Below are 21254 nucleotides of genomic sequence, written 5' to 3'. Positions count from 1 at the left end.
TGCCAAACGGCAGCGCGGTTTCCATGGCAAGTCAAAGCGTGGCAGAGGAACGCTTAAACAACCCGTCTTTGGTATTTTCGAAAGAGACGGCAGGGTTTATACCGAAATCGTTCCTGATTGTAAAAAGAAAACACTTCAAGCTGTTATATTGGGAAAGGTCTCTCTGGGGAGTGTTGTTTATTCTGATAGCCGGCGCGGTTACAGCGGCCTGGTCGATGCGGGCTACTCTAAACATTTGCGCGTTAATCACGGACAAAATGAGTTTGCAGATGGTACCGGGCACATCAATGGTATTGAAAGCTTCCGGAGTTTTACCAAACAAAGGCCCGCCAAATTAAACGGCGTAACCAAAAACTTTGATTTGCACCTGAGGGAATGCGGATGGCGATGGAATCGAAACTCTGATGAACTGAGTTACCAACTTTGGGGGCTTTTAAAGTAAATTTATATAAAGCTGCCAGTCTAGAGCCTTAATTATTAAGCAACTGAAACAGCCATAGAACCGGTTCCATGCTGCCTGTGCGGCAGGCGGTTTGCTGCCTTGTGGTGAAAATAAAGTGGGTTCGCGATATATCTTAACCGTTTTCGGAAAGCAATCAGATAACCAAACTTGTGTTTCTGTTTGTTTCGGCCGGCTGTCACGGCTCTGCGGCTGAAAGCCCCGGCGGTTAATGGTGTTCGCGGGCGTGGTTGATGGTGTATTTCGGAATTTCCACCACCAAATCTTCACCTGCTACTTTGGCCTGGCAGCTCAGGCGCGACTCGGCTTCCAAGCCCCATGCTTGGTCGAGCAGGTCTTCTTCGATTTCGCCGGGTTCTTCCAAACTGCCGAAGCCTTTGCGCACAATCACATGGCAGGTGGTGCAGGCACAGGATTTTTCACAGGCGTGGTCGATTTCGATGTCGTTGGCAAGCAGCAGGTCGCAGATGGTTTGCCCCTGCGGCGCGTTTTCTATGGTTTTGCCTTCGGGGCAGAGTTCGGCATGGGGGAGTATGGTTACTTTCGGCATGGTGTGTCGTTTCTTTCTGATAATAATGTTTTTGATTTCAATCGGGTAAAGTGGTGTTTTCAGACGGCCGGACGATTTGGCTGCACCGGCAATTTAAAATTTAAATTGACAGGCTTGCAAGGCCGTCTGAAACAGTCAGAGTTCTTCCACGTTTTTGCCCGCCAACGCCCGTTGGATGTTGCGGTTCATGCGTTTGGCGGCAAAATCATCGGTTGCCTGACCGAGCGCGGATACGGCGGCGCGGATGGTTTCGGCGCTGCCGGAGCGTATTTGGTTTTCCAATTCGGCAACGGCCGTCTGAACGGTTTGCAGGCTGTTTTTGTCGAGCAGATCGCCGTCAAGTTCGAGCGCGGCTTTCACGGCGGCAGCCAAGCCTTCGGCCTCCACCACGGCTTCGGCACGGGCGCGGGCGGCCATATCGTCCGAAGCGTTGGCCATGCTTTCTTTCAGCATGCGGGTGATGGTTTCATCGTCCAGCCCGTAAGAAGGCTTCACTTCGATTTGCGCCTGCACGCCGGTGGACTGTTCGCGGGCAGACACCGAAAGCAGGCCGTCTGCATCCACCTGGAAGGTAACGCGGATGCGCGCGGCGCCCGCTACCATCGGCGGAATGCCGCGCAGGGTAAATTTGGCGAGACTGCGGCAGTCGGCCACCAGCTCGCGCTCGCCCTGCACCACGTGAATGGTCATGGCGGTTTGGCCGTCTTTAAAGGTGGTGAAATCCTGTGCGCGGGCGGTGGGCAGGGTGCTGTTGCGCGGGATGATTTTTTCTGCCAGCCCGCCGTAGGTTTCCAACCCCAGCGACAATGGGGTTACATCGAGCAGCAGCCATTGGCCGTTGCTTTTGTTGCCTGCCAGCACATCGGCCTGCATGGCCGCGCCCAGTGCCACCACTTCGTCCGGGTTGAGATTATTGAGCGGCGTCTGCCCGAAAAAGGTGGCAACGGCCTGCTGGACATGTGGCATACGGGTGGCGCCGCCTACCATAATTACGCCTTTGATGTCGGATTTGGCTGCACCGGCATCTTTCAACGCCTGCTTCACCGGCTCTATGGTTTTAGCCACCAGGTGTTGGGTGAGATTTTGGAATTCTTGGCGGGTAACGGTATGCTCTATTTCGCGGCCGTCTGAAAGCGTGGTGCGGATGGTGGTGCTGTTGCTTGCGGTTAATGCTTCTTTGGCGGCGCGGGCAAGGCTTAACAGCAATTGGCTGTCCTGCTCGTTGAGCTGCGAAAGTTGGTTTTGTTCGAGCAGGTGGCAAAACAGGCGCTGGTCGAAATCATCGCCGCCCAGCGCGCTGTTGCCGCCGGTGGCTTTCACTTCAAACAATCCCTTCGATAATTGCAGCACGGATACGTCAAATGTGCCGCCGCCGAGATCGTACACCACAAACATACCTTCGGAGGCATTGTCCAAACCGTAGGCGATGGCGGCGGCAGTCGGCTCGTTCAGCAGGCGCAAAACATTCAAACCTGCCAGCCGCGCGGCATCTTTGGTGGCTTGACGTTGGGCATCATCAAAATAGGCAGGCACGGTAATCACTGCGCCGGTAAGTTGGCCGCCGAGTGCGTTTTCGGCGCGTGTTTTGAGGGTGCGCAGAATTTCGGCGGAAACGTCTATCGGTGTTTTTGCGCCTTGGCGGGTCTGCATCTCGATAATGCGCCCGTTGCTGCCGAAACGGTACGGCAGATAGTGGCTGCCCCGGCCGAGATCGGCCGGCGTGCGGCCGATTAAACGCTTGACCGATGAAATGGTGTTGAGCGGGTCGGTTTTCTGGGCTTTGAGCGCATCGTGGCCGGTTTCGGTGCGCGCTTCTTCGCAATAGCGCACCACCGAAGGCAAGGAAACCCGGCCTTGTTTGTCGGCAATGCAGGCGGCACTGCCGCTTTTTACAGTGGCAACCAGGCTGTTGGTGGTGCCCAAATCGATGCCTGCGGCCAAACGGTGCTGGTGCGGTGCGGCCGACATTCCGGGTTCGGCGATTTGCAGAAGTGCCATGTTTTGTTTGCCTTTTGGATAATCTGTTTTTTTAACCGGCGCATATTCTAGCAGATTTAGCGCAGGTAGTTGAGTGAATCTGTCAGGAATAGCCGGCCACTATTTTTCAGACGGCCACGGCTTCAAATATTTTTGAAATTTAACGATTGCCTAACCGCCAAAACTTTTCTATTTATAATTTACTTTCTTCATACATTACTGCGCATTTCTTTACACGAAACCCAAATAATCCCCAACAACTTTAGAATATCAAACAAACATTATTGTTTGGCAGCAAAAGCGGTGTAGCAAGCCGCGGCAACATATTGATATGAGTCAAGATTTATCCGTAGAAATACTACTATTATTTTTGTTGGAAAATTACTTATTTTACCCAGGAGAACCAATATGGCGGAACATCAAACCCCGTCTTCCAAACAAGGGCTGCCCGATCTCTCCAAAAGCATGATTTGGATGCTCAGCTTCGGTTTTTTGGGCGTTCAGACGGCCTTTACCCTGCAAAGCTCGCAAATGAGCCGCATCTTTCAAACACTTGGTGCAGACCCGCACGATTTGGGCTGGTTTTTTTTATTGCCCCCGCTGGCGGGCATGGTGGTGCAGCCCATTGTGGGCTATTACTCCGACCGTACATGGAACCCCAAACTGGGCGGCCGCCGCCTGCCTTATTTGATCTACGGCACCTTGATTGCCGTTATCGTGATGATTTTGATGCCCAATTCAGGCAGTTTCGGCTTCGGTTACGCTTCTTTGACGGCGCTACTGTTCGGTGCGCTGATGATTGCTTTGTTGGACGTTTCGTCAAATATGGCGATGCAGCCGTTTAAAATGATGGTCGGCGACATGGTTAACGACAAGCAGAAAAGCTATGCCTACGGTATTCAGAGCTTTTTATCCAATACCGGTGCGATTGTGGCGGCCATCCTGCCTTTTTTGTTTGCCTTTTGGGGCTTGGCCAATACGGCGCCCAAAGGCGTGGTGCCGCAAACGGTGGTGGTGTCGTTTTATGTGGGCGCGGTGCTGCTGGTGGTAACCAGTGCATTAACGGTATTCAAAGTAAAAGAATACGACCCTGAAACCTATGCGCGCTACCACGGCATCGACCCGCAGGCCAATCATGGGAAAGTGAGCTGGGTGCAACTGCTGAAAGAGGCACCTAAAGCGTTTTGGACGGTGTCGCTGGTGCAGTTTTTCTGCTGGTTTGCTTTCCAATATATGTGGACTTATTCCGCAGGCGCAATTGCCGAAAATGTGTGGCAGACCACCGATGCTTCTTCTTTGGGTTATCAGGAGGCGGGCAACTGGTACGGCGTTTTGGCGGCGGTTCAGTCTGTCGCTGCGGTAGTGTGTTCCTACGTTTTGGCCAAAGTGCCCAACCCATACCACAAACCGGCTTATTCGCTCTGCCTGGCACTGGGCGCTGCCGGCTTTTTCTCGGTGTTTGCGGTAACGAATCAATATGCACTGGTTTTGTCGTACATTTTGGTCGGCATCGCTTGGGCAGGCATCCTCACCTACCCGCTGACTATTGTTACCAATGCCTTGTCGGGCAAACACATGGGCACCTATCTGGGGCTGTTCAACGGCTCAATCTGCCTGCCGCAGATTGTTGCCTCCCTGCTGAGCTTCGCTTTGTTCCCCATGCTGGGCGGCCATCAGGCGAATATGTTTCTGGTGGCGGGCGCAATGTTGCTGGCCGGGGCGTTGTCGGTATTTCTGATTAAAGAAACGCACAGAGTCTAGGAAGCCGCCATGACTGCCGCACCTGTTTTTTTCGGCCGTGCCGGCGGCCGCGAGGTTTACAAATATGTGCTGCGCAACGCCCGGGGCACGCAGGCCGCCATTTTGACTCTGGGCGGGATTATTCAGGAATTTTCGATATGGCAAAACGGCGTGCGCCGCCAACTGGTAGTGTCGCTGGATAATGCCGAAAGCTATGTTTGCAACCCCTTTCAGATTAACAAGCAAATCGGGCGGGTGGCCGGACGCATTCAAAACGCATCTTTCGAAATCAACGGGCAGGTTTACCGGGTACCGGCCAACGAAGGCAGACACGCCCTGCACGGCGGCGCCAACGGCCTGGGGTCGCAAATATTGGAAGCAAGTGCCGCCGACCCGCAGGAGCTGGCGCTCTCTACCGTGCTGCAGGAGGCAGCAGACGGTTATCCGAACAACCTCAAACTGACTATCCGCTACCGCCTCACCGATGATAACCGTTTGGAAGTGCATTATCAGGCCGAAGCGGAAGGTGATACAGTTTTCGACCCCACCGTCCATATCTACTGGCAGCTTGCCGAAGGTTTGGGAAACGGCCGTCTGAACATACCGGCAGGCCGGCACATTCCCGCCGACAGCGAAAAATTACCCGCCTACCCGCCCTACCCCGAAAACGCGCTGTTTGATTTTTCAGACGGCCGCCAACTTGACGAAGCCGTTGCGCAACTGCGGGCAAACATGCCCCGGCAGGGGTTTGACGATATTTATCAGGTCGAGCCCAACCTAAACCGGCCGGCCGCTGTTTTAGAGATGGTCGATGGCTGCCGCATCAAAATTTTCAGCGACCGCAACGGTTTAGTGCTGTTTACCGCCTGCCCGGCCAATCCGGCCAAACACAACCAAGGCATTTACGATGCCTTGGCCACCGAAGCACAAACGCTGCCCAACAGCCTGCACCGCCCCGAATTCGGAGAAATCCGCATGCGCGGCGGCGAAACCAAACAAACTACCATTGTTTACCAAATCGAAACCCATTGAACGGAGAAAACCGCTATGTATACCCGAATCATGGACGTGCACCCTTGGAAAATCCAGTCTTCGCGCTTGGAAAAAGAACACAAACGCCTGCAGGAAAGCCTGACCAGCCTCGGCAACGGCTATATGGGCGTGCGCGGCAATTTTGAAGAAAGCTATTCCGGCGACAGCCACTTGGGCACCTATATCGCCGGTGTGTGGTTTCCCGACAAAACCCGTGTCGGCTGGTGGAAAAACGGCTATCCGAAATATTTCGGCAAAGCCATCAACGCCGTCAACTTCTTCAAAGCCAGAGTTTTCGTTGACGGGCAGGAAGTTGATTTGGCGGCAAACGATGTTCTGGATTTTTCTGTATGCCTCGATATGCAGACGGGCGTGCTGCGCCGCACGTTTACTGTGTCCGGCGTGAAATTTACCGTTACCAAATTCTTGTCGGTGGCGCAAAAAGAGCTGGCATTCATCAAATGGGAAGCAGTTTCCGCCGACGGCGGCAGCCATCAGGTGAAAATCCAAGCCCTGATTGATGCCGATGTCCGCAATGAAGACGCCAACTATGAAGAGCAATTCTGGCAGGTGCTCAACCACGCGGCAGAAACCGGCGGCGCGCATCTCGCCGCGCAAACCGTTGCCAACCCGTTCGGCGTGCCTCAGTTTATCGTGAACGCACAGCAATCGTTTGCCGGCAACTTTAACGAAACAGGCCGTCTGAAAACCGATTGGGAAGTGGGCAACACCTTTGAAGCGGAAGTCGGCACCGGCGTGAAAACTCTGGAAAAACGCGTAATCGTCACCACCAGCCGGGATTATGCCGGCCTGGCCGAAGCAGAAGCCGCCGCAGACAAATTGACCGCACAAATCCGCAACACTCCGTTCGAAGATTTGCTCAAAGCACACGAGCAAGGCTGGCTGCACCGCTGGGAAATCGCCGATGTGGTTATCGAGGGCAGCGATGAGGCGCAGCAAGGCATCCGTTTCAACCTGTTCCAATTATTCTCCACCTATTACGGTGAAGACGCGCGCCTGAACATCGGCCCCAAAGGCTTTACCGGCGAGAAATACGGCGGTGCCACCTATTGGGACACCGAAGCCTACGCCGTACCGCTCTATTTATCGCTGGCCGAGCCGGAAGTTACCCGCAACCTGCTCAAATACCGCCACAACCAACTGCCTCAGGCGCAGCACAATGCCCGCGAACAAGGCTTGGCCGGCGCACTGTATCCCATGGTTACCTTTACCGGCATCGAATGCCACAACGAATGGGAAATCACTTTTGAAGAAATCCACCGCAACGGCGCCATCCCCTACGCCATCTACAACTACACCAACTACACCGGAGACGAAAGCTACCTTGCTAAAGAAGGTTTGGAAGTGTTGGTGGAAGTGTCGCGTTTTTGGGCAGACCGGGTGCATTATTCAAAACGCAACGGCAAATACATGATACACGGCGTTACCGGCCCCAACGAATACGAAAACAACATCAACAACAACTGGTACACCAACACCTTGGCGGTTTGGGTACTCGACTACACTCTCAAAGCACTGGAAAAACACCCGCGCCCCGACTTGAACGTTACCGCCGCAGAAGTCGCCAAATGGCAGGACATTATCGCCAATATGTATTACCCCTACGATGAAGAGCTGGCCGTTTTCGTACAGCACGACGGCTTCCTCGACAAAGACATCCGCCCTGCGGCCGACCTGAAACCCGAAGATTTGCCGCTCAACCAAAAATGGTCGTGGGATAAAATCCTGCGTTCGCCGTTTATCAAACAGGCCGATGTTTTGCAGGGCATTTATTTCTTCGGCGACCGTTTCAGCCTTGATGAAAAACGGCGCAATTTCGAATTCTACGAACCGCTGACCGTGCACGAAAGTTCGCTTTCCCCGTCTGTCCACGCCATTCTGGCCGCCGAACTCGGCATGGAGGCCAAAGCGGTGGAAATGTACGGGCGCACGGCCCGCCTCGATCTCGACAACTATAACAACGATACCGGCGACGGCCTGCACATCACCTCCATGACCGGTTCGTGGCTGGCCATCGTGCAAGGTTTCGCCCAAATGAAAACTTGGAACGGCAAGCTCAGCTTTGCCCCCTTCCTGCCGGCCGCATGGAAAGGCTACGCCTTCCATATCAACTACCGCGGCCGCCTGTTGAAAGTCGAAGTCGGCGGCAGCGTTACCCTCACCCTGCTCAAAGGCGAACCCATCGAAATCGAAGTGTACGGCAGCAAAGTGCTGCTCGAACGCAGCCACACCGCCCCTTTGGGCAGGAAAGGATAAAGCAATGACCTTCAAAGCCGTTTTATTCGATTTGGACGGTGTCGTCACCGACACTGCCGAGTATCACTATCTTGCCTGGAAAAAACTGGCCGACAGCCTGGGAATCACCATCGACCGCCGTTTCAACGAGCAGCTCAAAGGCGTATCCCGCGAAGATTCGCTGAAAAAAATCCTCGCCCACGGCGGCCTGCAAAACGCCTTTACGCCCGAAAGATTCGCCGGACTTCTCACGCAGAAAAACGACCGCTATGTCGAAATGATACAGGCCATTACCCCGGCCGATGTGTATCCGGGCATACTGGTGCTGTTGCAGAGCCTGAAGGCTGCCGGCAAAAAAATCGCTTTGGCCTCTGCCAGCAAAAACGGCCCCTTCCTACTCGAAAAAATGGCGCTGACCCCATACTTCGATGCCATCGCCGACCCTGCCAAAGTCGCCCTGTCCAAACCTGCACCCGATATTTTTCTGGCCGCGGCCAAAGGCACGGGCACGGCCATCGGAGAGTGTATCGGCATCGAAGACGCTGCGGCGGGCATCGCGGCCATCAAAGCGGCCGGCGCCCTGCCGGTCGGCGTGGGCAGCCCCGAACATTTGGGCAGCGATATTGCCGTGGTTGCCGACACCCGCAGCCTGACTCTCGACTATCTGCAACAGGTATGGGATAGCGCCTGCAGATTATAAACCTGCCTGCATACCGCAGGCCGTCTGAACACTGTTTTCAGACGGCCTTTATGCATGGTACACAGCAGCCCATCCCTTGACATACAGAAATACAAACACCTTTATGGCAGCGGGTCAGGCCGTCTGAAACCGTTCACAAATTTGCATACCTTTGCCATATTGTATCTTTGCGGCATCAAAGCTTTTTGAGACAATAACCGCGTTCTTCGGAACGAAACCGAAAAACAACACAAACCGCACTATCAAAGGAAAACCTGTGAAACGCATCTTTCTGTTTTTGCTGACCAACATTGCCGTTTTGGTCGTTATCAGCATCATTCTGAGCATACTCGGGGTGAATGCCGCCTCCAACGACATGAGCAGCCTGCTGGTTTATTCGGCAGTTGTCGGCTTTACCGGTTCGATTATTTCGCTGTTGATGTCGAAAACCATTGCCAAACGCTCGGTCGGTGCCGAAGTCATCACCCAACCGCACAACGAAACCGAAGCATGGCTGCTGCAAACCGTTGAAAACCAAGCCCGCCAATGGAACCTGAAAAACCCCGAAGTAGCCATCTACCACTCGCCCGAACCCAACGCCTTTGCCACGGGCGCCAGTAAAAACCACTCTTTGGTAGCCGTGAGCACCGGCCTGCTCGACCATATGACCCGCAACGAAATAGAAGCCGTGCTCGCACACGAAATGGCGCACATCGGCAACGGCGATATGGTTACGCTCACGCTGATTCAGGGCGTAGTCAATACTTTCGTGGTATTTCTTGCCCGCGTGGTTTCCGGCATCGTGGCACGCAGCGGCAACGGCGAAACCTCGCAAGGCACTTATATGCTGGTGAGCATCGTTCTGCAAATCGTGTTCGGCTTTTTGGCCAACTTTATCGTTATGTGGTTCAGCCGCCAGCGTGAATACCGTGCCGATGCGGGAGCCGCCCGCCTGGTGGGCGCTCCCAAAATGATTGCCGCCCTGCAACGCCTGAAAGGCAATGCCGGCGACCTGCCCAAAGAAATGACCGCCATGGGCATCGCAGGCGGCACGCGCGATTCTTTGATGAGCACCCACCCCACTTTAGACAACCGCATCGCCCGTTTGAAACAGCTGTAACCCCAACCGCCCGCGCTTGGGCATGATAACCAAGCCCTTAAGTCCGACATTGAAATTTCAATGGGATGTGGAACTTAAGGGCTTTGTCATGACCCGTTCCGGCAATCAATAAAAGCCACGGTTTTTTTACTATACAGATGATTTATCCGGCTCAAACAGGTTTATCCGCCCCACGCCTGAAATACCCCAAATTACCCTTATTCTCCCGCCAACGTTTATCAAAGCAAACACACTTTTGATTGAATTTTTGATTGAATACAGCACGGGGCTGCAGGCTGTCTGAAAAACAGGTTTTCAGACGGCCTGTTTGAATACCGGCCGGATTAACCGTATTTTTATAACCGGCCAATCAAAATAGGTGTCAGACGGGAAGCCGAAGGCAGAAAAACGGTGCCACACAACACGGTGCCGTAATGAGTTTAAAGCGGATCAGCCATGCAGCGGATAATCTGCAGGCTGCAAGCCCCCCTATAGCCACCAGTTCACTTCATGTTTGCTGCCAACCCTCAAGCCTCAGCCAATGCAGCAATGTGCGGCAACAAAATTGTAAACCCCTGTCTCTTGTGCCAAAATCTCCGCCACCCTCCCTACACAGGAAAACCCATGTTCCGGCATATCGATTTCTACCCCGGCGACCCGATTTTGGGTTTGCTCGAAACTTATCACAACGATCCGCGCAGCCACAAAGTGAATCTCGGCATCGGCATTTATTTCGATGAAAACGGCAAACTGACGTTGCCGGATTCGGTGCGTGCCGCCGAGGCAAGGCGTACCGCTGCCGCGCTACCGCGCCCCTATCTGCCGATGGAGGGCTTGGACGGCCTCCGCCGCGCGGTGCAGAAACTGCTGTTCGGCACCCACTGCGCGGCTTTGAAAGAAAACCGTATCGCCACCATTCAAACCCTCGGCGGCTCCGGTGCGCTTAAAGTGGGTGCCGATTTTCTGCGCCGCTGGTTTCCCGAAGCCAAAGTTTATGTGAGCGATCCCACTTGGGACAACCACAAAGGCATTTTCGAGGGTGCAGGTTTTGAAGTCGGCACTTATCCTTACTACGATTCCGAAACCGGCGGCGTAAAATTCGAGGAAATGCTGGCGTTTTTCTTGAAACTGCCCGAACACAGCGTGCCGGTATTACACCCCTGCTGCCACAATCCTACCGGCGTGGATTTAAGCCCCGTACAATGGGACGCACTGCTCGAAATCGTGCAAACCCGCAAGCTGATTCCGTTTATGGACATGGCTTATCAGGGCTTCGGCGAAAATTTCGACAGCGATGCCTATGCTGTGCGCAAAGCCGCCGACATGGGCCTGCCGCTGTTGGTCGGCAATTCTTTTTCCAAAAACCTTTCACTGTATGGCGAACGCGCCGGCGGCCTGAGTGTGGTGTGTTCCAGCCCCCAAGAAGCCGCCCTGGTGTTGGGCCAGCTCAAATTTACCGTACGGCGCATTTATTCCAGCCCGCCCGCACACGGCGGCTGTATCGCGGCAGAAGTGATGAATACGCCCGAGCTTTTCGCGCAATGGGAGCGCGAGGTGTGCACCATGCGCAACCGTATCCGCGCCATGCGGCAAAAACTGTATGAAGTGCTTTCTGAGAAAGTGCCGGATAAAAATTTCAATTATTTCATCACCCAACGCGGAATGTTCAGCTACACCGGCCTTTCTCCCAAACAGGTGCAGCGCCTGCAAAGCGAATTTGCAGTTTATCTGGTTGCCTCCGGCCGTATGTGTGTGGCAGGGCTCAACGGAAGTAATGCCGATTATGTGGCCGATGCCTTTGCCGCCGTGTTAACCGGCCGGAAACCCGCCTGATTGCCGGTAAAAATATCGAGGCCGTCTGAAAGCAAAATGTTCAGACGGCCTCGATTATCTTTTTAACCCGGTTGCCCCAATCAGACCTTAACGCCAATAACGCCACCACGGAATACTGTTGCTTTCGCTCCACGGTTTTTGCAGATAGGGGCTGTTGGGAAAGTTTTGCGCCAAAATGCGGCGGGTATCGTCTGCCAATTGCGTTTTGTTCATTTTGCGGTAAGAAGATTCCATAATCGCCAGCGATTCTTCCACGAAACGGGTATTTTGATACCGTTCGACAATTTTCTGCGCGCGGTTGGCAGCGGCCAAATAGGCACCGCGCTTCATATAATAGCGGGCCACGGCGATTTCGTTGCCGCCCAAAGCATCCACCAGCTTCGCCATACGCTCGGTGGCATCGGGCGCGTATCTGCTGTTGGGATAGCGTTCCACCAACCCGGCAAATGCCTGATAGGCCTCGCGGTTGGCTTTCGGGTCGCGGTCCGACCAATCTTGCGAAGCCAGCTTGTTTAAAAATGACTGGTCTTCGTTAAACAGCACCAAACCTTTGAGGTATAAGGCATAATCCATATTCGGATGCTGGGGGTGGTTGCGCTGGAAGCGTTCGATGGCAGCCAGTGCTTTTTCGGGCTCATCGTCTTTATAATAGGCATAAGCCGTGTCTAACTGCGCCTGCTGGGCGTAGCGGCCGTTGGGAAAGCGTGATTCTAAAATTTCATATAACTTGATGGCTCGCGTATAATTATTGCTGTTTAACTCATCATGAGCCTCGGCATACAGTTTTTCAACCGTCCAATCCTGAGTGATTTGGGCATCTTTATCAATGGTGCCTTTGGTGCCGGCGCAGCCGCCCAAAGCCAAGCCTAAAGCAGCCACTAAAAGAATTTTTTTCATGCAGAACTCTTCCTTTGAAAATGAAGCCGATTATAACGATGATTTAGGGTTTTCGGCAGCCCCCGATGCAGAAACTTGCATTAATTTAACCGTCCCTCTCGATTTGGCTGGGGTGCGGCTCGATGCGGTATTGGCCAAACTGCTGTCCGATTACTCGCGCAACCGCCTGACCGCATGGATAAAAGAAGGCGCGGTAACGGTAAACGGAAAAACCGCCCAACCCAAAGACAAAATGATAGGCGGCGAATATATCGCGGTAACGGCGCGCCCGAGCGCAGAAAACCTGGCGTTTACGCCCGAACCCATGGATTTGGACATTATCTATGAAGATGCTTCAGTGATGGTGTTAAACAAACCCGCAGGCCTGGTGGTACACCCCGCCGCCGGCAACTGGACGGGCACCCTGCTCAACGGCCTGCTGGCGCACTGCCCGGGGCTGGCGCAGATTCAGCGCGCCGGCATCGTGCACCGTTTGGATAAAGACACCAGCGGCCTAATGGTGGCAGCCAAAACCCTGAGCGCGCAAAACCATTTGGTGCGCCAATTGCAGGCGCGCACGGTCAAACGCATTTACCGCGCAGTAGCCAACGGCATCGTGCCGTTTGACGGAAAAATCGACACCCTTATCGGCCGCGACCCGCACAACCGCCTGAAAATGGCAGTGGTGAAATTCGGCGGCAAGCCGGCAGTTACCCATGTGAAAGTGTTGGAGCGTTATGCCGCGCACAGCTATATAGAATGCTCGCTCGAAACCGGCCGCACCCACCAAATCCGCGTGCATATGCGCGAAGCCGGCCATCCGCTCGCGGGCGACCCGGTTTACGGCAACCTGCGCCATCCCTGCTCCGACACCGCCAAAGCAGCCGTCAAAGACCTCTCGCGCCAAGCCCTTCATGCCTACCGCCTGAGTTTCGAGCATCCTGCCACAGGCGAAACCGTATCGTTTGAAGCGCCGATTCCGCAAGATATGTACCGCCTGTTATCCGTGTTGCGCTTGGAAGCCGGGCTGGATTCCCCGCTCAGCCGTGAGGCTGCATGGCAGGAAACACCTGATAACGGCGGAGACTGGAATGAAGACGATTACGATGTGGAAACCGTGTATCTGCGCGGTTAAACAAAACCGTACCCACAGCTTTTCAGACGGCCGGAACACCGAAAACGCAGGCCGTCTGAACCTTTCCATGCCGGTAAACCGCCGCATCGATTTAGGCTATAATCCGCCTGCCCTTCCCTGCCACACATCACGCGCGAAACCATGTTTAATCTGCCCCACAGCGGCCTGCCGCTTCAAAAAACCAGCGGGATACCGCATTTCCCGCCGGATTGGTTTGACCGTTATCGATTTATCCTGCAATTGCCTGCAAGCCGCCCCGCCCATACAAACCGGCTCCAAACCACCGCCGCGCCGTTTGCGGCAGCAGCATTGTGCCTTTGCCGCCCTATTCTGCAGCCGCGCCGTGCAAGCCCGCCTGTTTCAGACGGCCTCAGCCTCGTGCCATGGCCGGCACACTTTATTGCCAACACCCGACAATGAAAACCAACATAACCGACAAACCGCCCAAAATACCTGTTTCCGTATTGGTAGTGTTGCACGACGGCAACGGTAACATATTGCTGATTGAGCGTGCCGATTGTAAAAATTTCTGGCAGTCAGTAACCGGCAGCCTGGAGCCAAATGAAACACCCCAAGCCGCAGCAATCAGAGAAGTTTTAGAAGAAACAGGAATTTATCTTTCAGACGGCCAACTGAAAAATTGGCACGAAAGCACCGAATACGAAATCTACCCCCACTGGCGCCACCGCTACCCCCCGGGGATTACACACAATACCGAACACATATTCTCCGCCGAAATAAACCGCCAAACGCCAATAAAAATCAGCCTCTGCGAGCATACCGCCTACGCATGGCTGCCGCAGGCCGAAGCCGCCGTAAAGGTTTTTTCACCCTCAAATAGAGCGGCAATTTTAAATCTGCATAAGCATTTGTTTTAATATCCGTTTTATAGGATAATTTAAGTTATGTAAATCAAGCCGCACGCATTTGTAAACGGATTTGATTATATTGAAAGTTTTCATGGCACAATATTTTACTTTATTTGAATTGGAACCCACGTTCGACATCGACATCGAAGCATTGGAGCAAACCTACCGTTCGCTGGCCGCCCGGTTCCACCCCGACAAATATGCTTCCGCTTCCATATTCGAGCAAAAACAGGCCGTTATGATGGCTTCGGCCGTAAATGAAGCCTACCGCGTTTTAAAGAATCCCACCGAACGCGCCGCCTACCTGCTGCTGCAACACGGAATCGAAGCCGATGCGCCCGAACACACCGCTTTCGCGCCCGAATTTCTAATGCAGCAGATGCAGTGGCGCGAAACTTTGGAAGAAGCCCGAGCCTGCAGCAACTCCGCTGCCCTGGCAGAGTTAGATGGGGAAATCGCCGCCGAACAGTTAAACCTGCAACAGCAACTGCGCCGTGCTTTTTTAAAGCAAAGTTATGATGAGGCCGCCTCCTTAGTACGACAAAGCCGCTTTCTCGACAAACTGCGCCAAGAAATACAGGCCGCCTCCTGACAGGCCGTCTGAAACCACCCATAAAAACACGATAACAATCTATTCAGCACTGCAACTTTTATCCACCGCAACCCGAACCCTTTGCTCACTCACCTAACCTTTTGACAAAAGAAAAATATGAAACGGATCAGCCTATTAATTAGCGCATTGCTGCTCACGGCCTGCCAGATTCACAGCGATGAGGGCCGCCGCAACAAAATTCTCAAATTTACCGCCAAACACCCCGTAGCCGCGCAGGCTATCGGCCTGCCCGGTGAAGATGCCGTCAATATTACCGGCAATGCCGCCCGCTTTGCCCTCAAAACCGGCCTCGACAACGAAGCCAACGGCAGCGAAGGCTTGGGCACCCAGGTTAATGCCGTGCGCCATGCGCTTTGGCAGGCAGCCATCACCGCCCGTTTCGGCACCGAAATCGCTGAAAAAATCGGCAACGCCTACGAAGACGACACCACCATACGCGAAAACAAAACCCAATATTTCAGCCGTGCCGCAGCCGATCAGGCTGTTGATTTGCGCAACAACCGCATCGGGCGCACCATAGGTGCCGCCAACCCCGATGCCGAGATGAAAGTGTTGGTTCGCGCCGTTATCAACCATTATCAAAAAGAGGGTTTGTGGACGGCGCGCCCTGCCGCAGAAAAAGGCCGCAGCATTTGGCGCATCAGCCGCACCAAAATCAGCCGCGCCGAGCAGCAGGCCGTGTTGGAACAGATCAAAACACTTGATGAAAACGGCTTTGCACCCGAAGATCAGGCCGACAACACGCCCCCCACAAATTAACACGCTGAGCGAAAGCCCCCCCGAGCACCTACCAAACGGAGCAGCCCATGAGTGAAAAAATCCGCCTGATTATCGACACTGACCCCGGCCAAGACGATGCCGCCGCCATTCTGATGGCACACGGTCTGGCCAGGCGGGGGCTGATTGATTTCCTAGCACTCACCGTTGTGGCCGGCAACGTAGGCCTGCACCACACCGCCACCAACGCCAGAATCATCTGCGACTGGGCGGGCGCAACCGATTTTCCAGTTTATGCCGGCGCAGGCAAACCCTTATTGCGGCCGCTGGTTACCGCCGAAGAAGTGCACGGCAAAACCGGGCTGGACGGCGCACAACTACACGACCCGCAATGCCCGCTGCAACCCGTTCATGCGGTTCCCTATCTCATCGACACCCTGCGCAAAGCCAAAGAAAACGGCATCACACTCTGCCCCATCGGCCCGCTCACCAATATCGCGCAGGCCATCAGCCTTGCTCCCGACATCGTGGGCGGCATCAAAAACATTGTATTGATGGGCGGCAATTATTTTGAAGCCGGCAACATCACCCCCGCTGCCGAATTCAATTTCTATGTAGATCCCCATGCCGCGCAGATTGTGCTCGAAAGCGGCGTGCCCATCACCATTTTGCCGCTCGATGTTACCCACAAAGCCTGCATCACCACCCCGCGCATGAATGCTTTGCGCAAACAGAATAACGCCAACGGCAAACGCTTGGCCGATATCCTGCAAAGCTACGAACGCTTCGACACCCAAAAATTCGGCCTTGAAGGCGGCCCGCTGCATGACCCCTGCGCCGTTGCCTGCGCCGTTTTCCCCGAACTCTTCAGCGGCAAACCCTGCCGCGTTGATGTAGAAACCCAAAGCAGCCTCACTTTAGGTGCCTGCGTGGTGGACTGGTGGGGCACCACCGGCAAACCCGCCAATGCCCGCTGGATCACCGAAGTCGATGCAGACCGCCTGTTTCGGGAATTGGCCGCCTCCATCAACGAGCTGCCCTGATTCTCTGTCATACGCAGAAGGCCGTCTGAAAACAGGTGCAGCGCAGTTTCTGCCTCCCGAAACTTTTCAGACGGCTCCAACACCAACCCAAATCTGCCGACACCATGTCCAAAAAGCCCGATGCCTTCACCCGCCTGATCAATGCCTTGAAAATCCTGCCCAATGTCGGCCCCAAATCCGCACAGCGCATGGCCTACCAACTGTTGCAGCACAGCCGCAGCGGTGCGCAGGAACTGGCAGAAGCCCTGCAACAAGCCTTAGCGCAGGTTCACCACTGTCCCCGCTGCAACACCTTTTGCGAAGGCGGGTTGTGCGGCATATGCGCCGACCCCGACCGTGACCCGCACCGGCTGATGATTGTGCATATGCCTGCCGATGTTTCCGGCATGGAAACCGCCAACTGCCACGACGGGCTCTATTTCGTGTTGATGGGGCAGGTTAATCCCGCACAAGGCATGGATTTAAACCATGTTGCACTGGACAAGCTGATACAGCGCCTGCAAAACAGCGAAGTGGAAGAAATCATCATCGCCACCAATTTCACCGCCGAAGGTGATGCCACCGCTTATGTGTTGTCGGAATTATTCAAAAACCTGCCGTATAAAATCAGCCGCCTCGCCCGCGGCATCCCTCTCGGCGGCGAGTTGGAATATGTGGATGCCGGCACGCTCGCGCAGGCGGTTTACGAACGTAAAATATTGAAAGAATAGCCGCCTCGGGCAGTTTGCATCGCGCTCGCGCAAAAAAACACCGCGTTCGGCACAAACCGCTTTATCTGCCGTTAAAAATCCCATATGTTCACAACCGCAAGCCCACATTTTGCCTGATTGATTCAGACGGCCTGCCAAACGCAAACACCGGCCGTCTGAAAACCTGCCGCCAGATACACCATGAGCCTGATTACCATACTCCGCCCCGCCGCCCCGCACGACTGCGAACATATCTACAACGCCCACCGTTATTCCGTGCAATACACCTGCACCCGCAGCTACAACAACCGCGTGCTTGAAGCCTGGAGCCGGCTGCTCAGCCCCGAGGGCTATCTCGACACCATGGGCAATGCCGACAAAGCCTTATGGGTAGTGGAATACCGCGGCCACATCCAAGGCTTTTTCCAACTCGATTTCAAAGAAGCGCAGCTTGATGCACTTTATGTCCACCCCTTCGTACACAACCACGGCCTGGGCACGGCTCTGCTGCAACGCGCCGAAGGGCTGGCCGCCGCCGAAGGGCTGAGCTTTATCAAACTCTACGCCTCGCTCAATTCGGTGGCGTTTTATAAGCTCAACGGCTACGAATCGCTCGGTGCCGCCGTTTTGCCGCTCAACCGCCAGGTAACGGTTGAATGCGAATTGATGCGCAAATATCTCTAGGGTGTTTCCGCCTCTGGGTTCTCTCCAACCAAAACCATACATAATCCCTCAGCCGCCGTTTTCCCCGAATCCGGCAGCTTTTGGCACAACCGTGCAGGCCGCAGATAATGCCGGCGCAATCTTGAGAAAACCGGGCTGTTTGCATTATTTGCACTTTTTATACCGGCCACTTTATTTTCCACACAAAATCAACGATTTCATGTTTTTTTATCATACCAAAAAAACCACGCGGCCTGCCTTCGGGCATTTTTGAATACCGCCAACCCCTGTTATTTCCATTACTGCATTGCCAAACCCAAATCCCGAGACAACGGTTCGGCAAACCAAGCGGCAGCAGAGATAGTTCTGCGGCCGCTTTCTGCCCGTTGCCGAAAATAAAGGGAAATAATGGCTCAAACCTCAAACGGGGTATCAGGGAAAATAAACGATGTCAGCAGCGCCGGGATTTTCTGCGGGATTTTCTGCAGGATAGCGGCCGCATTTTCCTAACCACGGCTTAACGCCTGCCGGTAGACCGTCTGAAGCGGCGTGATTTTTTCCAACCGCGCCTTATCGATGGCTTGGGCGGTTTGCTGCGGATTATCCGCACAGGCCGCAGCAATGGCGGCGGTGTCGGTTTCGTTGGCGGCAGCCAGCAGCGCCAGCCAGTGCGCACGCTGCGGATAGGGTTCGTTTTCGCGGTGCAGACGGCCTTGCGCATCGGCCAAGCACACGTTTAAGGCCGTCTGAAAACGCCCCGGGCGGCGGAACGCATCGGCTTTTTTCAAAGTTTCCAACACGGTTTTCGGCCTCAACTCGCCCACGCTGTGAAACATGATGTGCCAACGGCACACCAATTCGGCCAGCTCGGCGCAGGCTTTCGGCACTTTGAGGCGGGCATTGACGGCACGCACGGGTTCTACACCGGCAATATCGTGGCCGTAGTGTTTGGGCAGAATATGCGCCGGCGTACGTGCCTTGCCCAAATCGTGCAGCAGCGCGGCGTAACGCTCGGGCAGGGTCAGCCCCATATCGGCAGCGCGCTGCAGCACCATCAGCGTGTGGATGCCGCTGTCGGTTTCGGGGTGGTAGTCGGCGCGCTGCGGCACGCCGAACAGCGCGTCCACTTCGGGCAGCAACACTTCCAACACGCCGCATTCGTGCAAAATTTCCACCATACGGCGCGGCTGCGTCTCCATCAGTCCTTTGGCCAACTCCTGCCACACCCGTTCGGCCACCAGCGCGCCGGCCTCGCCGTTTTCTACCATCTGTTTCATCAGCGTCATGGTTTCGGGCGCAACCTCGAAGCCGTAGCGGGCGGCAAAGCGGGCGGTGCGCAAAATCCGTACCGGGTCTTCGGCGAAGGCGGGCGAAACATGGCGCAGGATTTTATCGCGCAAATCCTGCCGTCCGCCGAAAGGGTCGATAATCCGGCCGTCTGAATCTTGCGCCATCGCATTAATGGTTAAATCGCGCCGCTGCAAATCCTGCTCGAGCGTTACGCTTTTGTCGGCATAAAAGGCAAAGCCCGCGTAGCCTTTGGCGGTTTTGCGCTCGGTGCGCGCCAGCGCGTATTCTTCGCGGGTTTCGGGGTGCAAAAACACGGGGAAATCCCTGCCCACCGGCCGGAAGCCGTGCCCGGTCATGGTTTCGGCATCCGCGCCCACCACCACCCAGTCGTGGTCAGTAACGGGCAGCCCCAGCAAAGCATCGCGGACTGCGCCGCCGACAAGATAAATCTGCATAATCAGGCCGTCTGAAAAAAAATAAACGTGATTGTACCGCAAAAGAAAACTGCAACGCTGCCGCGCCTTGCCGGGCCGTGCGGCGGGTGCCGTCTGAAGATTCGGTTTTTGTTTTATTGTTTCCTGCATCAAGCAGCAGGCTGCAAAATGTGCTGAGCCGACTCTCTCCAATCGGCTGGCAAAACCGTTTTTTTAACCTCGGGCCCAACAATGCCGTAACGGAAATCAAGGGAATCTATACCCTGCAGCCAGCCGCCCCACCCTGCTTTTTTCAGACGGCCTGCGGGCAAACCCTGTATAGCGGAAACCTTATTTCTGCCACGGCGTTGCTGCGCCTTAGCTCAAAGAGAACGACTTTGTAAGCCGCTAAAGCGGCAACAGAAGCGGTTCCGTACTTGTACTGTCTGCGGCTTGCTGCCTGGTGCAAAAATAAGTTTTTCCGCTATATAATGCCGTCTCTAATCTTCAGCAGAAGCAGAATTATGGCCAATCAGCGACTTATCTACGGTTTCCATGCCGTGAACGCCCGTTTGTGGCAAAACCCCAAAAGCATCACCGGGCTTTATATACAGGAAGGCCGGCAAGATGCGCGCACGCGCGAAGTGCTGGAAAAAGCGGCTGCCGAAAACGTGCCGGTGCATTTTGCCGATGCCGCGCGGTTGGCGGCCATTGCCAAAGGCGCGCGCCATCAGGGAGTGGCCGGCTTTATCGATGCTTCTAAAAACCACGTTCATTTGGAAGATGTTTTGGAAAACCTGCGCGAGCCGGCACTGCTCTTGGTGTTGGACGGCATCACCGACCCGCACAATCTCGGTGCCTGCCTGCGCACCGCCGATGCCATGGGCGTGCACGCCGTGATTGCGCCGAAAGACAAAAGCGCGGGGCTGAACGCCACCGTGAGCAAAGTGGCCTGCGGTGCCGCCGAAACCGTTCCCTATATCACCGTTACCAATCTCGCCCGCACCCTGCGCGAGCTGAAGGAATACGGCATCTGGGTAATCGGCACCGATATGGGGGGCGAAACCGACCTGTATCACGCCAAGCTGCCCGAAAGCATCGCTTGGGTGATGGGCAGCGAAGGCGCGGGTATGCGCCGTCTCACCCGCGAGCATTGCGACATGCTGGTTTCCGTGCCGATGTTCGGCACGGTGGAAAGCATGAATGTGTCGGTAACGGCGGGCATGGTATTGGGCGAAACCCGCCGGCAGCGGATGTTAAACGCCGGATAACGGATAAATATCATGCTTGGTGCCAAAAACAGGCTGCTTATTGCCTTAG

20 protein-coding genes are annotated in these 21254 nt (G+C 54.8%); 16 read left to right on the top strand and 4 right to left on the bottom strand.

The annotated features are described in order from the left end of the window. Positions 1-442 (top strand): IS1595 family transposase (locus IR141_RS05035; RefSeq protein WP_135034565.1); only part of this gene is annotated, 442 nt, incomplete at its 5' end. A gap of 226 nt (positions 443-668) precedes the next feature. Here the strand turns inward: IR141_RS05035 and fdx are convergent. Both fdx and hscA read right to left on the bottom strand, forming a co-directional pair. Then, positions 669-1010 carry an ISC system 2Fe-2S type ferredoxin gene (gene fdx, locus IR141_RS05030; protein ID WP_135034564.1) on the bottom strand — a complete coding sequence of 114 codons (342 nt, stop codon included), beginning with the start codon at positions 1008-1010 and terminating at the stop codon, positions 669-671. Between the two features lie 135 nt (positions 1011-1145). After that, complete coding sequence (hscA, locus tag IR141_RS05025) at positions 1146-3008, bottom strand: Fe-S protein assembly chaperone HscA (protein WP_135034563.1); 1863 nt, start codon at positions 3006-3008, stop codon at positions 1146-1148. A gap of 387 nt (positions 3009-3395) precedes the next feature. On the opposite strand from hscA, the gene IR141_RS05020 reads away from it, so the two are divergent. The 6 genes from IR141_RS05020 to IR141_RS04995 all read left to right on the top strand — a co-directional run bounded on the left by IR141_RS05020 (position 3396) and on the right by IR141_RS04995 (position 11626). Then, entirely contained in the window at positions 3396-4748 is a 1353-nt protein-coding gene (locus IR141_RS05020; protein WP_135034562.1) for an SLC45 family MFS transporter, read from the top strand. A 9-nt stretch (positions 4749-4757) separates the two neighbouring features. Continuing rightward, positions 4758-5759, top strand: coding sequence for a galactose mutarotase (locus IR141_RS05015; RefSeq protein WP_135034561.1), 1002 nt, complete (start codon positions 4758-4760; stop codon positions 5757-5759). 15 nt (positions 5760-5774) lie between these two features. Further along, positions 5775-8036, top strand: a complete 2262-nt coding sequence (locus IR141_RS05010; protein ID WP_135034560.1) for a glycoside hydrolase family 65 protein — start codon at positions 5775-5777, stop codon at positions 8034-8036. A gap of 4 nt (positions 8037-8040) precedes the next feature. Then, positions 8041-8715, top strand: coding sequence for a beta-phosphoglucomutase (gene pgmB, locus IR141_RS05005; RefSeq protein WP_135034559.1), 675 nt, complete (start codon positions 8041-8043; stop codon positions 8713-8715). A gap of 256 nt (positions 8716-8971) precedes the next feature. Next, positions 8972-9814: a protease HtpX gene (htpX, locus tag IR141_RS05000; RefSeq protein WP_135034558.1), complete on the top strand. Its 843-nt coding sequence runs from the start codon at positions 8972-8974 to the stop codon at positions 9812-9814. A 603-nt stretch (positions 9815-10417) separates the two neighbouring features. Then, positions 10418-11626 carry an amino acid aminotransferase gene (locus IR141_RS04995; RefSeq protein WP_135034557.1) on the top strand — a complete coding sequence of 403 codons (1209 nt, stop codon included), beginning with the start codon at positions 10418-10420 and terminating at the stop codon, positions 11624-11626. Between the two features lie 87 nt (positions 11627-11713). Here the strand turns inward: IR141_RS04995 and IR141_RS04990 are convergent, their stop codons facing one another. Then, a complete protein-coding gene (locus tag IR141_RS04990) occupies positions 11714-12523 on the bottom strand; it encodes an outer membrane protein assembly factor BamD (protein ID WP_135034556.1) in 810 nt (269 codons plus the stop codon). Between IR141_RS04990 and rluD the strand changes: the two genes are divergently transcribed. The 8 genes from rluD to IR141_RS04950 all read left to right on the top strand — a co-directional run bounded on the left by rluD (position 12522) and on the right by IR141_RS04950 (position 18252). Next, positions 12522-13637: a 23S rRNA pseudouridine(1911/1915/1917) synthase RluD gene (gene rluD, locus IR141_RS04985; RefSeq protein ID WP_135034555.1), complete on the top strand. Its 1116-nt coding sequence runs from the start codon at positions 12522-12524 to the stop codon at positions 13635-13637. The two genes, IR141_RS04990 and rluD, sit on opposite strands and share 2 nt — an antisense overlap. A 141-nt stretch (positions 13638-13778) precedes the next feature. Continuing rightward, positions 13779-14057 carry a hypothetical protein gene (locus tag IR141_RS04980; protein WP_135034554.1) on the top strand — a complete coding sequence of 93 codons (279 nt, stop codon included), beginning with the start codon at positions 13779-13781 and terminating at the stop codon, positions 14055-14057. Then, positions 14054-14515 carry a dihydroneopterin triphosphate diphosphatase gene (gene nudB / locus IR141_RS04975; RefSeq protein ID WP_135034553.1) on the top strand — a complete coding sequence of 154 codons (462 nt, stop codon included), beginning with the start codon at positions 14054-14056 and terminating at the stop codon, positions 14513-14515. Before IR141_RS04980 ends, nudB begins: the two co-directional genes overlap by 4 nt. Before the next feature lie 82 nt (positions 14516-14597). Then, entirely contained in the window at positions 14598-15098 is a 501-nt protein-coding gene (gene hscB / locus IR141_RS04970; protein WP_135034569.1) for a Fe-S protein assembly co-chaperone HscB, read from the top strand. A gap of 117 nt (positions 15099-15215) precedes the next feature. Then, positions 15216-15878: a hypothetical protein gene (locus IR141_RS04965; RefSeq protein ID WP_135034552.1), complete on the top strand. Its 663-nt coding sequence runs from the start codon at positions 15216-15218 to the stop codon at positions 15876-15878. 47 nt (positions 15879-15925) lie between these two features. Beyond that, complete coding sequence (locus IR141_RS04960) at positions 15926-16879, top strand: nucleoside hydrolase (RefSeq protein ID WP_135034551.1); 954 nt, start codon at positions 15926-15928, stop codon at positions 16877-16879. A 104-nt stretch (positions 16880-16983) separates the two neighbouring features. Then, positions 16984-17589, top strand: coding sequence for a recombination mediator RecR (gene recR / locus IR141_RS04955; RefSeq protein WP_135034568.1), 606 nt, complete (start codon positions 16984-16986; stop codon positions 17587-17589). Positions 17590-17769: 180 nt separating this feature from the next. After that, positions 17770-18252 (top strand): GNAT family N-acetyltransferase, encoded by a 483-nt coding sequence (locus IR141_RS04950; RefSeq protein ID WP_135034550.1) that lies wholly within the window; start codon positions 17770-17772, stop codon positions 18250-18252. Between the two features lie 485 nt (positions 18253-18737). Here IR141_RS04950 and IR141_RS04945 read toward each other — a convergent pair whose 3' ends face one another. Beyond that, positions 18738-19976, bottom strand: coding sequence for a multifunctional CCA addition/repair protein (locus IR141_RS04945; protein ID WP_135034567.1), 1239 nt, complete (start codon positions 19974-19976; stop codon positions 18738-18740). Positions 19977-20458: 482 nt separating this feature from the next. Here IR141_RS04945 and rlmB point away from each other — a divergent pair, with 482 nt between their 5' ends. Beyond that, a complete protein-coding gene (gene rlmB, locus IR141_RS04940) occupies positions 20459-21205 on the top strand; it encodes a 23S rRNA (guanosine(2251)-2'-O)-methyltransferase RlmB (RefSeq protein ID WP_135034549.1) in 747 nt (248 codons plus the stop codon). The last annotated feature ends 49 nt before the right edge of the window (positions 21206-21254 follow it).

Source organism: Neisseria sp. 19428wB4_WF04, assembly GCF_015235335.1.
Taxonomy (GTDB): domain Bacteria; phylum Pseudomonadota; class Gammaproteobacteria; order Burkholderiales; family Neisseriaceae; genus Neisseria; species Neisseria musculi.
The sequence above is the reverse complement of the archived record's forward strand: the minus strand, read 5'-3'. Positions and strand labels throughout refer to the sequence as shown.